This window comes from Rhizobium sp. CAU 1783, from assembly GCF_054551725.1.
In genome coordinates this window covers 1,310,464-1,323,983 of the sequence record NZ_JBTOLM010000001.1, presented here as the reverse complement: position 1 = coordinate 1,323,983, position 13,520 = coordinate 1,310,464, and the positions used below count along the sequence as shown (strand labels likewise).

The following is a 13,520-nucleotide window of genomic DNA, read 5'->3' as shown; positions in this document are numbered from 1 at the left end:
CAACAGCAAAAGACCGCCCGGAACGGTGCTCCATTTCAAAAAACATTGCAGGCGGAATTATTGTGATAACAGGTATTTGCCCGTTCGCGGCCGTAAAGGCCGACGAGACGCCGCGTTCCTACTTGTGCTGGGTGGCAAAGTTGGAGCGCGCCCGTTCACGGCCGACGAGAATGACCTTTTCCATGGCGGCGCGCGCAGCCGGCTGATCGCGTTTCTCGATCGCCTCGACGATCGCCAGATGGGTGGTCTTGACGTCCCGCGAGCGGCCCATGTCGACGGGGGCCGAAGAGAGCTTGAACGCCCCGACGAGCGCCGCCTTGATCAGGCTTCCAAGGGTGCTCATGAAGGGGTTCCCAGACGCATCGGCGAGCGCCATGTGAAAGCGCAGGTCGGCCATGGCCAGGCTCTCGACCGTATGATCCGGATTGCCGAGGTCTTCCGCCAGATGGCGCAGCCGCGCGATCTCCTGGGGCGTGGCTTTTTCCGCCGCGAGTGCCGCAGCGGCCGGTTCGAAAGCCAGACGAACCTCGTAGAGGCTGAGCAGGAAGTCTTCGCTCACACCGCATTCGAAGTGCCAGTTGAGCACATCGCCGTCGAACATGTTCCAGAATTGCCGGCTGGTGACACGGGTGCCTATCCGCGCCTTTGCCACCACCAGCCCCTTGGCCGCCAGGGTCTTCATCGCCTCGCGCAATACCGTTCGCGACACCTGGAACCGCTGGGCGAGTTCTACGTCCCCCGGAAGAACGCTGCCGACCGGGAATTCCCCGCAGACGATCGCCATGCCGATCTCGTCGACAACCTGCCCGTGGCTGGTCCTGGAGCCGGTAATCGTCACGGGTCGGAGCAGTTCGTTGGGCAAGATCGGTTCCCCTTCAATGCGTTATCCTGCGCCCCGGCGAGACAGGGCGAGAATGCCCTTTTGCAACAGGATGAAGGCAAACAACAGTAGCCCGATGAGGATTTTCGTCCACCAACTGGAAAGGGTTCCGTCGAAGGTGATGTAGGTCTGGATCAATCCCTGGATGAGAATGCCGATGAAGGTACCGGCAATGAACCCGGAGCCGCCCGTCAGCAGTGTGCCGCCGATCACCACGGCGGCGATGGCGTCGAGCTCGACGCCGACCGCCGAAAGCGGATAGCCGGCGGAGGTGTAGAGCGAGAACACGATACCGGCGAGGCCAGCAAGAAGGCCGGACAAGGCATAGGTCTGAATGGTTGTGCGCGCGACCGGAACCCCCATCAGCCGGGCCGTCTGTGCGCCCCCGCCGAGCGCATAGACATTCGCGCCGAAGCGGGTCCGATGGGCGATCAGGATGCCGATCAGGAAGATCGCGATCATGATCCCGCCGATCAGCGTAAGCCGCCCGCCGCCCGGCAGCTTGTAGAAGGTCTTGCGCATCGCCGCGTAGAACGGATGGTCGATCGGAATGCTGTCGATCGACAAGACGAAGGCCATGCCGCGTGCAAGGAACATGCCGGCCAAAGTCACGATGAAAGACGGCATTTCGAGATAGTGGATCACCGCTCCCATCAGCGCACCGAAAGCCGTCGTGATCACAAGGAGCAGAACGAAGGCCACCATCGGGTGAACGCCGGTGTTCTGGAGAAGTACGGCAAGGAAGACTCCGGCAAAGGCGATCACCGCCCCGACGGAGAGATCGATCCCACCGGACAGGATCACGAAGGTCATGCCCACAGCGGCGATCCCGAGGAAGGCGTTGTCGGTCAGGAGATTGCTGATGACCCGGGCCGAGAGCATGGCCGGAAACTGAAGCGTGCATATGGCGTAAGCGACGACAAAGATCGCCATCGTCGCCAGAAACGGCAGATAACGTGCGTTGAACCTCATGCCCTATTCTCCCGCACCGGTCGGTGCGCGACGCACGAAGCTCGCCACCTGCTGCAAGGCAGGCGACTGGATGACGAGGATGATCACGATAATGGCTGCCTTGATGATCAGGTTGAATTCCGGAGGGAAACCGGAGAGCAGGATGCCGGTGTTGATCGACTGGATGATAAGAGCCCCGAGCAACGAGCCGGCGATGCTGAAGCGACCGCCGAGCAGCGAATTACCGCCGACGACCACCGCGAGGATGGCGTCGAGCTCGAGCCAGAGGCCGGCATTGTTGGCATCCGCCCCCTTGATGTCGGCTGCGACGATGAGCCCGGCGATGGTCGCCGAGAGGCTGCAGAGCAGGTAGACGACGAGCAGTAGAACCGACGTCCCGACACCCGAAAGAGTCGCCGCCCGGCGATTGACCCCGACCGCCTCGACGAGCAGTCCGAGCGCCGTGCCACGAACCAGGATCGCAACGAGAGCGGCGAAGGCGATGAAGATCAGCGCCGGCATCGGCAAGAGGAACAGCGACCCGCTACCGATGAAGATGAAGCCTGGATCGGTGAAGGTGAGGATGGTCCCCTCAGTAATGAGCTGCGCGATCCCGCGGCCCGCTACCATAAGGACCAGCGTGGCGATGATCGGCTGGATGCCGAGAATGGCGACGAGAATACCGTTCCACAGACCGCATGCAAGGCCGACGCCAAGAACAAGCGCTATCGTGATGGGAAGCGAAAACCCTGCCGCAATCGCGGCCGCTCCCGCCGCTCCGGTGATCGCGATGACTGCACCGACCGAGAGGTCGATGCCCTTTGTCGCAATCACCAGCGTCATGCCGACCGCCAGCAGCGCCACCGGAGCGCCGCGGTTCAACACGTCGATCAGGCTGCCATAGAGACGGCCGTTCTGGATCTCGATATCGAAGAAGCCCGGAAAAGCGAGCACGTTGAGCAGGAGAATGACCGCGAGCGCGATCAGTTGCGGCGTAAGCCGGAGAAGAAGGGATCTGATCTTCTGCATCATGCCGGCTGTCCTTCGCCGCCCTGGCTGGCGATTGCCTCGACGATATGCGCGGTGGTCATGTCCGCGCCGCTCAGTTCCGCCACGTGCCGCCGGTCGCGCAGGACCACGACCCTGGAGCTGTAGGCCAGCAGTTCCTCCAATTCGGACGATATGACGAGGAGCGAGAGCCCCTGCGCGCAAAGTTGTTCGATCAGGCGGATGATCTCGGCATGGGCACCGACATCGATCCCACGCGTCGGTTCGTCGAGGATCAGGAATTGCGGATTGGTGGCGAGCCAGCGGGCGAGGATCACCTTCTGCTGGTTCCCGCCAGAAAGCAGGCGTATCGGCTTTTCACGATCGGTCGTGCGAATGTCGAGAGCGGCGATATAGCGGTCCGCGAGCTCTGCCTGTTCCCGTGCCGATATAGGACGAAGCCAGCCGCGCCGCGCCTGCAGCGCCAGCGCAATGTTTTCCCGGATCGACAGATCGCCCACGATACCGTCGGTCTTGCGGTCCTCAGGACAGAAGCCGAAACCCAGCCGGATCGCTTCGCGTGGACTGCCGATCTTGACGGCCTTCCCGTCGACTTCCGCCGTCCCGCTGTCGGAAGGGTGCACCCCGAACAGCGTCTCGGCGGTCTCCGTGCGGCCGGAACCGAGCAGCCCCGCCATGCCGACCACCTCCCCCGCCCGCACCGAGAGATCGAAGGGTTGCACGCGGCCTCGCCTACCGAATGCATCGAAATGGTAGCGAACCGCACCTTCGGACCGGTCTTTGCCGCTGTGGTTCTTCTCGACGGCCTCGAGCTCCCGCCCAAGCATCATCGAGATCAATGCCTTGCGTTCGAGCGACGCGGTTTCTCGCGTACCGACGAGGCAACCGTTGCGCAGGACGGTGACGCGGTCGGCCACTTCGTAAACCTGGCCAAGGAAATGTGTGATGAAGACGATCCCGAGCCCTTTGGCCTTCAGGTCTCGCATGATGCGGAAGAGCATGGCCACTTCCTGCGCGTCGAGGCTCGCGGTCGGCTCATCGAGAATCAGCACCTTGCCGGACAGATCGACCGCGCGGGCGATCGCCACGACCTGCTGGATCGCGACGGAAAATCCGGCGAGTTCCTGGCGGACATCAATGTCGATGCCATAACCGAGCAGCAGATCCCGGGCGTCCGCATTCATGCGCCGCGTGTCGATCATGCCGAGCCGTCGCGGCTGGCGGCCGAGATAGAGGTTTTCGGCGACGGTCAAGTTCCCGAGCAGGTTCACCTCCTGGTAGACCGTGCCGATCCCGAGCGTTTGCGCGGCACCCGTGTCCTTAGGATCGATCTCCCGTCCGTCCAGAAGGATCCTGCCCCCGTCCCGGCGATAGGCGCCAGTCAGACACTTCACGAGGGTCGATTTTCCGGCACCGTTTTCGCCAAGCAAGGCCAGGATCTCGCCTCGTCTCAGATCGAAATCCACGTGGTCGAGTGCTGTCGCGCCGGGGAAATACTTGCAGATCCCCGAGGCGGCCAGAATGGAATTGGATTGCTCCGTCATGCGCGCTCCCGCCTTCATCGCAACGCTTCTGCCGGGACCGCAGGCGCGGCTCCGGCAGGTCTCTGCAGCCCGGCCGCCCAACCGCCGAGGCGGTCAGGACAGCCGGGTCGAGGTGGTGCAAATCAGTAGCCGAGGCCCTTCTTCTCCTCGTAGACCTTCTGCGGATCGTCGGCCTGGGTATAGAGCTTCGATTCCGTCTGGATCCACTTCGGCGGCATGGTGCCGTCCTTCTTGAAGGCCTCCAGCGCATCGAATGCCGGACCGGCCATGTTCGGGGTCAGTTCAACCGTTGCATTCGCCTCGCCTGCTGCCATGGCGAGGAAGATGTCCGGAACCGCGTCGATCGAGACGATCAGGATGTCGGTGCCCGGCTTCAGGCCGGCTTCCTTGATCGCCTGGATGGCGCCGACGGCCATGTCGTCATTGTGGGCATAGAGCGCGCAGATGTTCTTGCCGCCGTCCTCGGCCTTGAGGAAGCTTTCCATGACTTCCTTGCCCTTCGTACGGGTGAAGTCGCCGGTCTGGCTGCGGACGATCTTGAGATTCGCCTTGCCGGCAATGCCTTCCTCAAAACCCTTCTTGCGGTCGATGGCCGGCGAGGAACCGGTCGTGCCCTGGAGTTCGACGATGTTGCAGGGCTTGTCGCCCACGGTCTTGGCGAGCCATTCGCCGGCAACCTTGCCTTCATGCACGAGGTCCGAGGTGACCGCCGTCATGTAGAGTTCCTTGTCCGAATCGACGGTCCGGTCGAGCAGGATGACGGGGATTTCGGCGTCCTTGGCTTCTTCGAGGACCTCATCCCAACCGGTAGCGACCACCGGGGCAACCAGGATCGCGTCGACGCCTTGCGCGATGAACGAACGCAGTGCCTTGATCTGGTTTTCCTGCTTCTGCTGGGCATCAGCGAACTTCAGATCGATGCCGCGCTTTTCGGCCTGCTGCTTGGTCAGCGTGGTTTCAGCGGCGCGCCACCCGGATTCCGAACCGATCTGTGAAAAACCGACGACGAGGCCCTCTGCATGGGCCGTAGCGAACATGCAGCCAGCAAGAATCGTGGCGCTGGCAAGCGCTTTAAAAGACTTCATGATTTCCTCCCTTGGTGTCACCTCCCGTGACAAAGATCATTAATCATACTATATGACTTTTGTAAACGCGGCTGCCGCGAGTTTCCGCGAAACAAACGGCAAAAAGAAAGGGCGCCCGAGGCGCCCTTTGCAGTACTTGAAGCTTCAGCTCTGATGGAATTATTGCGGCAGCTTGTCGTCGACGCCGGCGACATAGAAGTTCATGCCGAGCAGCGTGCCGTCGTCGGCCTTCTCGCCGTCCTTCAGCCAGTCCGAACCGTCCTGCTTCTTGATCGGGCCGGTGAACGGATGCAGTTCGCCCGACTTGATCTTGGCTTCGGTGTCCTGCGCAAGCGCCTTCACGTCATCCGGCATGTTGGTATAGGGCGCCATGGTCAGGATGCCGTCCTTAAGGCCGTCCCAGATCTGCTCGGACTTCCAGGTGCCGTCGAGCAGAGCCTGGGTACGCTTGATGTAGTAGGCGCCCCAGGTGTCGGTGATGGCGGTCAGCTGGGTTTCGGGGCCGGCCTTGATCATGTCGGAAGCCTGGCCGAAGGCCTTGATGCCGCGTTCCTGTGCAACCTGCATCGGTGCCGTGGTGTCGGTGTGCTGGGTAAGGATGTCGACGCCCTGGTCGATCAGCGCCTTTGCGGCGTCGGCTTCCTTGCCCGGGTCGAACCAGGTGTTGGCCCAGACGACCTTGACCTTGAAGTCCGGATTGACCGACTGGGCGCCGTGCATGAAGGCGTTGATGCCCATGACGACTTCCGGGATCGGGAACGAGGCGATGTAGCCCGCGACGCCCTTCTGGGACATCTTGGCGGCGATCACGCCCTGGATGTAACGGCCTTCATAAAAACGCGAATTGTAGGTCGCGACGTTGTCGGCAGCCTTGAAGCCGGTTGCGTGTTCGAACTTCACATCCGGGAACTTGGCAGCGACCTTGACGGTGGCGTCCATGAAGCCGAACGAAGTGGTGAAGATCAGCTTGCAGTCGGAACGGGCCAGACGCTCGATGGCGCGCTCGGCATCCGGACCTTCCGGAACGCTTTCGAGATACGGGGTTTCGATCTTGTCGCCGAAATGCGCCTGCAACTGCTGGCGGCCGATGTCGTGGGCCTGGGTCCAGCCGCCGTCGGTCGTGGTGCCAACATAGACGAAGCAGACCTTCGTCTTGTCTTCGGCATGCGCCGAGGCCGCGAAGCTGCCGAGGGCAGCGGCGCTTGCAGCAAGTGCAATGAGCATTTTCTTCATGGGAAACCCCTGTCTGGTTGTTGAACTGATTTTTGACTTCACCGGTCAGGCACGAACGGCTTGCCGAGCGAGGCCGGAGTATTGATGAGCGTCGTGCGGCGATTATGGGAAATAATCACGAGAACGACAATGGTTGCCGCATATGGCAAAGCCGAAAGGAACTGCGACGGCAGTCCGATGCCGAAAGCCTGCGCGTGGAGCTGGCCGATGGTCACGGCACCGAACAGGTAGCCGCCCGCCAGCACCCGCCACGGTCGCCAGGAGGCGAAGACGACGAGCGCAAGCGCGATCCAGCCGCGGCCGGCCGACATGTTTTCCACCCATTGCGGCGTGTAGACGAGCGAAAGCTGCGCACCCGCAAGCCCCGCGCAGGCGCCGCCGAACAGCACGGCCAGATAACGCGTCCGCACCACATGGATGCCGAGTGTGTGGGCAGAACCGTGATTGTCGCCGATCGCACGCAGCCTGAGGCCTGACCGGGTGCGGAACAGGTACCAGTTGACGCCGACGACCAGCAGGATCGACAGGTAAAAGACGAGGTCCTGGTGGAACAAGAGCTTGCCGACCACAGGAATGTCGGAGAGCAGCGGCACGTTGATCGGTTGCAGCTTGACGCCGGGAACGCCCACGAAGCTTTCGCCCATCATCCCGGAGACGCCGAGCCCGAGAAGCGTCAGTGCGAGGCCAGTTGCCACCTGGTTGGCGACCAGGGTCAGCGTCAGGAAGGCAAAGAGCAGGGAGAAGGCAGCACCGGCCAGGATCCCGGCCAGAACGCCGATGAACGGCGATCCGGTGATCTGCGACGTGGCGAAGGCACAGACGGCCCCGATGATCATCATGCCCTCGACGCCCAGGTTCAGCACGCCGGAACGTTCCGTGACGAGTTCCCCCATCGCAGCGATGACCAGCGGCGTGGACGCCGTGATGATGGTAAGAAGGATGGCCTCGATAATCATCGCCCGGCTCCTCCGAACAGAATGCGCCCCTTCCCGACCAGCACTCTCACTTTGTAGTGGATGAGCGTGTCGCAGGAGAGCACGAAGAACAGCAGCAGGCCCTGGAAGACGCGCGTCACCTTGTCGGAGACGCCGATCGACAGCTGAGCCCCTTCACCGCCGAGATAGGTCAGCGCCAGCACCAGGCCGGAACCGATGATTCCGAGCGGGTTGAGACGCCCGAGGAACGCCACGATGATCGCGGTGAACCCGTAGCCGGGCGAGATCGACGGTTGCAGGTGGCCGATGGAGCCGGAGACTTCGGAAATGCCGGCGAGACCGGCAAGCGCTCCCGAAAACAGCATGGAGAACCACACCATACCGCGCGAAGAAAAGCCGGCGAAGCGCCCTGCCCGTTCCGACTGGCCGAGCACGACAACCTGGAATCCCTTGAGCGTGTAACGCATCATGAACCAGACGCCAACGGCGGCAAGGATGGCGAAGGCAAAGCCCCAGTGCGCCCGGCCCGACGACAGCATTTCCGGCAGCACGCCCTCGGTGACGAAGGAGCGACTCTGCGGAAAGTTGTAACCTGCCGGGTCACGCCACGCCCCGCGGATCAGCCAGTCGAGGAAGAGCTGGGCGATATAGACGAGCATCAGGCTCGTCAGGATCTCGTTGGTGTTGAAGCGCGTCTTCAAGAGCGCCGGGATGGCCGCATAGAGCGCGCCGCCAACCATGCCCATGACGAGCATCAGCGGCAGCAGCAGCGGCGAATGCCATTCGTAGAACACGACCGGCAGGATCGAGCCTGTGATCGCTCCGACGGTGAACTGCCCTTCCGCGCCGATGTTCCAGTTGTTCGACCGATAGGCGACCGAAAGACCGACGCCGATCAGGATGAGCGGGGCCGCCTTGATCGCCAGCTCGTGCAGCGACCAGACCTCGAGCAGCGGCTCGATGAAGAAGCTGTAGAGGGCCTCGACCGGATCCTTGCCGAGCAGCGCGAACATGATGCCGCCGAAGATCACCGTCAGCGCCAGGGCGAGCAGCGGCGACACGACGGCGAAAAGGCCCGACATGCGCGGACGGCGTTCGAGTTCAATGCGCATCGGCAGTCTCCAGGCCATGCATGCCGCCCATCAGCAGCCCGATCTTTTCCCGTGTCATCGTCGACGCCGGATAGCTCGGCGACAGACGCCCCTCCGAGATCGCCGCGATGCTGGTTGCAACCTCGAAAATCTCGTCGAGATCCTGGCTGATGACCACCACCGCCGATCCCGCCCGTGCGAGGTTCACCAGCGCCTGCCGGATGCGGCTTGCGGCGCCTGCGTCCACGCCCCAGGTCGGTTGGTTGACGACGAGCACCGTCGGCTGCCGGTCGAGCTCGCGACCAACGATAAATTTCTGAAGATTGCCGCCGGAAAGCGAGCCCGCGGCCGGATCGAGACCGCTCTTTCGCACGTCCATCGCCTCGCAGATCCGCTGGGTCGCGGACCGCACGGTGTCGTGCCGGATGAGCTTCAGCCAGCCGCCGGCGAGGAAGGCCCGCTTGTCGGACTGGTTCCGCGCGAGCAGCAGGTTTTCCGAGAGCGGCAAAGCGGCGACCGCGCCATGACCATTGCGCTCCTCAGGCACGAAACCACCACCGAGCAGCCGCCGGGCGGTGATCCCGAGCGATCCGACCGCCTTGCCACGAATCTGCACCGCTTCATTGTCGTCGGCCGGATACTCGCCGGAGAGCGCATCGAAAAGCTCTCCCTGCCCGTTGCCGGCGACACCGGCGATCGCCAGCACCTCCCCGGCCCGCACCGTAAGTGAAAGGTCCTTGAGCGCGATGGCGAAGGGCGTGCGTGCCTTGAGGTCCAGCTTGCGCACCTCAAGCTGGATGTCGCCGAGCCCGGTCTCATCGTCACGCATGACGGATGCGACGTCCGAACCGACCATCATGCGGGCGAGCGATGCCGGCGTCTCGCCGCGCGGATCGCAGGCACCGGTGACCTTGCCATGGCGGAGCACGGTGGCGCGGTCGCAGATCCGCTGCACTTCCTCCAGCCTGTGGCTGATATAGAGGACCGAACGTCCTTCGGCCTTCAATTGGAACAGGGTCTCGAACAGGCGGTCGGCTTCCTGCGGTGTTAGCACCGAGGTCGGCTCGTCGAGGATGATCAGTTTCGGGTTCTGCAACAGCGCCCGCACGATCTCGATGCGCTGGCGCTCGCCGACCGAGAGATCCGCCACGTGCGCCGCCGGATCGAGCGGCAGGCCATAGGCTTTCGAAAGCTCCGCCGCCTTGGTCGCGATCTCGTCGATGGAGATATCTTCATCGAGCGCGAGCGCGATATTCTCCGCGACCGTCAGCGCCTCGAACAGCGAAAAATGCTGGAACACCATGCCGATTCCGAGACGGCGGGCGGCGGCTGGAGATACGATGTCGCGGACGCTGCCTTCCCAGGCGATCTCGCCGGAGGACGGCGCAAGAATCCCGAACAGCATCTTGACCAGGGTCGACTTGCCGGCACCGTTCTCGCCGAGCAGGGCGTGGATCTCGCCATGGCCGATCTCCAGATCGATCCCGTCGCAGGCGGCAAAGCTGCCGAACAGCTTGGTCAGGCCACGCACGGACAGGAGTGGCTTGTCACTCTCTGGTGTCACGTTCGGCACGGGTCCCCCTTTGCATCGCCGTCAAGGCGGCCGGGTCTTGAGCCCGGTCGAAAGCACAATTCATAACCCGTTTGCGGCATCGCACAATATATAGGCAAAGGTTTTTTTTGGTTTTGCGCAGCAAAGCGCAGGCCGTCAATCCCGTCGACCGAGTGCCGGGAGGAACTGCAGGACAGCGCCGATCGCATAGAGGTAGATACCGGTCAGGATAAAACCGATCGTCACCCAGAAAGGTGTCTGGAAATGCAGGAGCAGAGCATAGCCGCCGAAGCCGCACCACAGGAAGAAGACCGCGAGATTGAGGAGGCGCAGCCGCTTGACGCGCACCGGATGAAGAAAATGGATCGGCAGGAAGGTGAGCACGACCGATACCGTCACCACTGTCAACGCGGTCACGGCATCGGCATCGATGACGAACAGCGTGAACACGACCATGTTCCACACGACCGGGAAACCGGAGAAGAAATACTCGTCCGTCTTCATGCCCATGTCGGCATAATAGATGGCGCTCGACACCACGATCATACCCGCCGCGACGAAGGACCAGGGCTCGCCGATCATGCCGCTCTGGTAGAGTGCAAAGGCCGGCAGAAGCACGTACGTGACGTAGTCGATGATGTTGTCGAGCGTATCGCCCGACCAGTTCGGCAACACTTCCTTGACGCGCACCTTGCGGGCGATCGGACCGTCGATCCCATCCACGAGGAGTGCGAGCCCCAACCACCAGAACATGTCGACGAATCGACGCTCGGCGGCGGCGACGACGCCGAGAAAGGCCAGGAAGGACCCCGAGGCCGTCAGGATATGAACGGAAAAGGCGCGCATTTCCGCGTAAGGCACACGCCGATAATTGAAGATCTTCATGTCCCGATCGCGCCCCATTCGCAGCCTCGGCATTCGTATCGACCGAAACGGCGGTTTTTGCAACCGCCTCTTCGGTCGCCGAGCGATTTCGCCGCAACCATCGAGGTCATGGCTCAAGCCACCCCGCGCCAAATCGCCTTATGGATTTCGCCCGCCAACGGAACTAAATAGAGCCCAAACAGCATCGGGTGGTTGGCATGAAACATTTCGACATCGCGGTCATCGGCGGCGGCCTTGCAGGGTCCATTGCGGCGATTGCCCTTGCGCGCGGCGGGCGGCGCGTCGCCTTCGTCGCGCCACCGCTCCCCGGAACGGACCGTCGCACCACGGCCCTCATGGACCAGTCGATCGGAATGATGGAGCGGCTCGGTCTCTGGCAGGCGATCCAGCCTTCGGCGGCCGCTCTGTCGACCATGCAGATCATCGACGGCACGAACCGTCTTGTCCGCGCGCCGGTGGTACCGTTCCGCAGCGCGGAAATCGGGCTTGAGGCCTTCGGATATAACTTCCTCAACAGCGCCTTGAACGAGGCCCTGTCCGTCGCCGTCAAAGCCGAGCCGAACATTACGGCCTTTCCCGCGCTTGCCAGCGCGATCACGATATCGGCGGAGCAGGTCTCGGTCGCGCTCGCGGACGGGCAGACCATCGAGGCTGACTTCGTCGTCGGAGCCGATGGCCGAAAATCATCGGTCAGGGAAAGCGCCGGCGTGGGCGTCAAGACCTGGTCCTATCCGCAGACCGCCGTCGTCCTCAATTTTTCCCACACCATACCGCATCGGAACACCTCCACCGAATTTCACGGGGAAAGCGGTCCCTTCACCCAGGTGCCCCTGCCCGGCCTGCGCTCGAGCCTCGTCTGGGTGGTCGAACCGAAGGAGGCCGAGCGCCTTCTGGCGCTCACCACCGAGGAACTCTCCGCGGCAGTCGAAACCCGCATGCAGTCGATGCTTGGGAAGGTGACGGTCGAGGACGGCGTTCAGGCCTGGCCGCTCTCCGGCATGACCGCCGAACGATACGGCAAGGGTCGCGCCGCCTTCATCGGCGAGGCAGGCCATGCCTTTCCGCCCATCGGCGCCCAGGGCCTCAATCTCAGCCTGCGGGACATTTCCGCACTTGAGGAGATCCTGTGTGATCGCGAAGGCCGAGCGATCCCGGCCGACGCCGGCGATCGCTTCGACCGGATGCGGCGTGCCGACATCATCAGCCGCACCGCAAGCGTCGACCTCCTCAATCGCTCGCTGCTCTCCGGACTTCTGCCCGTGCAGATGCTGCGGGCCGCGGGTCTGCAACTGCTGTCCGCGGTTGCGCCGCTTCGCCATCTCGTCATGCAGGAGGGCGTTGCGCCCGGCCGGGCGCTGAAATCCTTCCCCGGTTTCTTACGGGAAAAGATCCGGCGGTAGGATGCCATTGGTGATCGCGTAGAGCAGGCCGGAAACCGAGAGCACCGAAAGGACCGTGGTGATCAGGATCGTCGCCGAGGCGCGTTCCTGCCAGACGCCGTATTGCTGGCCGATCACGAAGACATTGGTGGCTGTCGGCAGCGAGGCGAGCAGCACCGCGGTATAGATCCATAGCGGATCGAAATTGCCGACGAACCCCAGCACGACATAGACCAGCACCGGATGGGCCACGAGCTTGATCGGCACGATATAGCCGATCTCCACGGGGATGCGCTTCAATGGCCGGAGCGCCAGCGTGACGCCCATGGCGAACAGAGCACAGGGCGCCGCGGCCTGGGCGAGATAGTCGATGAGACGCTGCAGCGCGACAGGCGGCTCGAAATGCAATCCGGCCGCGAGGAAGCCGACGGCGGTCGCGATGATGAACGGGTGGTAGGTGATCTTCTTCAGCACATCGAGCGCGACGCGGCCGCGCGGCCGCTCTTCGCCGCCGGCAAAGGCCATCAGCGCAGGCGCCGCGATGAAGTGGGCGGCATTTTCGAAGCAGAAGATCAGTGCAACCGGAACCGCGGCAGCCTCGCCGAAAGCGAGAAGAGCAAGCCCCGGCCCCATGTAGCCGATATTGCCGTAGGCACCGGCCAGCGCTTGGATCGTGCAGTCCGCGATCGAGTTCTTGCGGATGAGCCGGCCGATCAGGAAGACCAGGAGGAAGATCGCGTAGGTCGCCGCGAGCGCCGCGGCGATGAAATCGATGCGTGTCAGCTCCTCGATCGGTGTGCGGGAGACCAGCTTGAAGAACAGCGACGGCAGCGTGACGTAGATCACGAAGAAGTTCAGCCAACCGAGCGCGCCCGCCGGCTGATGGGTGATGCGCCCGGAAATATAGCCGATCAGGATCAGGCCGAAGAACGGCAGGACCAGCGCGATGATGTCTCCCAAACCGCCTCTCCTCGATC

General features: G+C 62.9%; 12 protein-coding genes. 1 reads left to right on the top strand and 11 read right to left on the bottom strand.

Features of this window, described 5'->3' with window-relative positions:
• Window positions 1–118: 118 nt before the first annotated feature.
• The 10 genes from ACX93L_RS06140 to pcsA all read right to left on the bottom strand — a co-directional run bounded on the left by ACX93L_RS06140 (window position 119) and on the right by pcsA (window position 11,164).
• Complete coding sequence (locus ACX93L_RS06140; RefSeq protein WP_459404003.1) at window positions 119–862, bottom strand: FadR/GntR family transcriptional regulator; 744 nt, start codon at window positions 860–862, stop codon at window positions 119–121.
• 21 nt (window positions 863–883) lie between these two features.
• Window positions 884–1,852, bottom strand: a complete 969-nt coding sequence (yjfF, locus tag ACX93L_RS06135; protein ID WP_459404002.1) for a galactofuranose ABC transporter, permease protein YjfF — start codon at window positions 1,850–1,852, stop codon at window positions 884–886.
• Between the two features lie 3 nt (window positions 1,853–1,855).
• Window positions 1,856–2,863 (bottom strand): ABC transporter permease, encoded by a 1,008-nt coding sequence (locus ACX93L_RS06130; RefSeq protein ID WP_459404001.1) that lies wholly within the window; start codon window positions 2,861–2,863, stop codon window positions 1,856–1,858.
• Window positions 2,860–4,383: a galactofuranose ABC transporter, ATP-binding protein YtfR gene (gene ytfR / locus ACX93L_RS06125; RefSeq protein WP_459404000.1), complete on the bottom strand. Its 1,524-nt coding sequence runs from the start codon at window positions 4,381–4,383 to the stop codon at window positions 2,860–2,862. Before ytfR ends, ACX93L_RS06130 begins: the two co-directional genes overlap by 4 nt.
• 122 nt (window positions 4,384–4,505) lie before the next feature.
• Complete coding sequence (ytfQ, locus tag ACX93L_RS06120; RefSeq protein WP_459403999.1) at window positions 4,506–5,468, bottom strand: galactofuranose ABC transporter, galactofuranose-binding protein YtfQ; 963 nt, start codon at window positions 5,466–5,468, stop codon at window positions 4,506–4,508.
• A gap of 159 nt (window positions 5,469–5,627) precedes the next feature.
• Window positions 5,628–6,701: a BMP family ABC transporter substrate-binding protein gene (locus tag ACX93L_RS06115; RefSeq protein ID WP_459403998.1), complete on the bottom strand. Its 1,074-nt coding sequence runs from the start codon at window positions 6,699–6,701 to the stop codon at window positions 5,628–5,630.
• 38 nt (window positions 6,702–6,739) lie between these two features.
• Window positions 6,740–7,657, bottom strand: coding sequence for an ABC transporter permease (locus tag ACX93L_RS06110; protein ID WP_459403997.1), 918 nt, complete (start codon window positions 7,655–7,657; stop codon window positions 6,740–6,742).
• Window positions 7,654–8,748: an ABC transporter permease gene (locus ACX93L_RS06105; RefSeq protein WP_459403996.1), complete on the bottom strand. Its 1,095-nt coding sequence runs from the start codon at window positions 8,746–8,748 to the stop codon at window positions 7,654–7,656. The genes ACX93L_RS06110 and ACX93L_RS06105 overlap by 4 nt, the downstream gene beginning before the upstream one ends.
• Window positions 8,738–10,300, bottom strand: coding sequence for an ABC transporter ATP-binding protein (locus ACX93L_RS06100; RefSeq protein ID WP_459403995.1), 1,563 nt, complete (start codon window positions 10,298–10,300; stop codon window positions 8,738–8,740). Before ACX93L_RS06100 ends, ACX93L_RS06105 begins: the two co-directional genes overlap by 11 nt.
• A 135-nt stretch (window positions 10,301–10,435) precedes the next feature.
• Window positions 10,436–11,164: a phosphatidylcholine synthase gene (pcsA, locus tag ACX93L_RS06095; protein ID WP_459403994.1), complete on the bottom strand. Its 729-nt coding sequence runs from the start codon at window positions 11,162–11,164 to the stop codon at window positions 10,436–10,438.
• Between the two features lie 197 nt (window positions 11,165–11,361).
• Here pcsA and ACX93L_RS06090 point away from each other — a divergent pair, with 197 nt between their 5' ends.
• The gene (locus tag ACX93L_RS06090) at window positions 11,362–12,564 is read left to right on the top strand and encodes a UbiH/UbiF family hydroxylase (protein ID WP_459403993.1); all 1,203 of its coding nucleotides are present in this window, start codon (window positions 11,362–11,364) and stop codon (window positions 12,562–12,564) included.
• Here ACX93L_RS06090 and ACX93L_RS06085 read toward each other — a convergent pair.
• Window positions 12,541–13,503, bottom strand: a complete 963-nt coding sequence (locus ACX93L_RS06085; protein WP_459403992.1) for an AEC family transporter — start codon at window positions 13,501–13,503, stop codon at window positions 12,541–12,543. The genes ACX93L_RS06090 and ACX93L_RS06085 overlap by 24 nt on opposite strands.
• Window positions 13,504–13,520 lie beyond the last annotated feature (17 nt).

Coding starts and splice junctions, on each gene's coding strand:
- pcsA (WP_459403994.1), bottom strand. CDS start 11,164: ATGAAGATCTTCAATTATCGGCGTGTGCCTTACGCGGAAATGCGCGCC.
- yjfF (WP_459404002.1), bottom strand. CDS start 1,852: ATGAGGTTCAACGCACGTTATCTGCCGTTTCTGGCGACGATGGCGATC.
- ACX93L_RS06090 (WP_459403993.1), top strand. CDS start 11,362: ATGAAACATTTCGACATCGCGGTCATCGGCGGCGGCCTTGCAGGGTCC.
- ytfR (WP_459404000.1), bottom strand. CDS start 4,383: ATGACGGAGCAATCCAATTCCATTCTGGCCGCCTCGGGGATCTGCAAG.
- ACX93L_RS06110 (WP_459403997.1), bottom strand. CDS start 7,657: ATGATTATCGAGGCCATCCTTCTTACCATCATCACGGCGTCCACGCCG.
- ACX93L_RS06105 (WP_459403996.1), bottom strand. CDS start 8,748: ATGCGCATTGAACTCGAACGCCGTCCGCGCATGTCGGGCCTTTTCGCC.
- ACX93L_RS06130 (WP_459404001.1), bottom strand. CDS start 2,863: ATGATGCAGAAGATCAGATCCCTTCTTCTCCGGCTTACGCCGCAACTG.
- ytfQ (WP_459403999.1), bottom strand. CDS start 5,468: ATGAAGTCTTTTAAAGCGCTTGCCAGCGCCACGATTCTTGCTGGCTGC.
- ACX93L_RS06115 (WP_459403998.1), bottom strand. CDS start 6,701: ATGAAGAAAATGCTCATTGCACTTGCTGCAAGCGCCGCTGCCCTCGGC.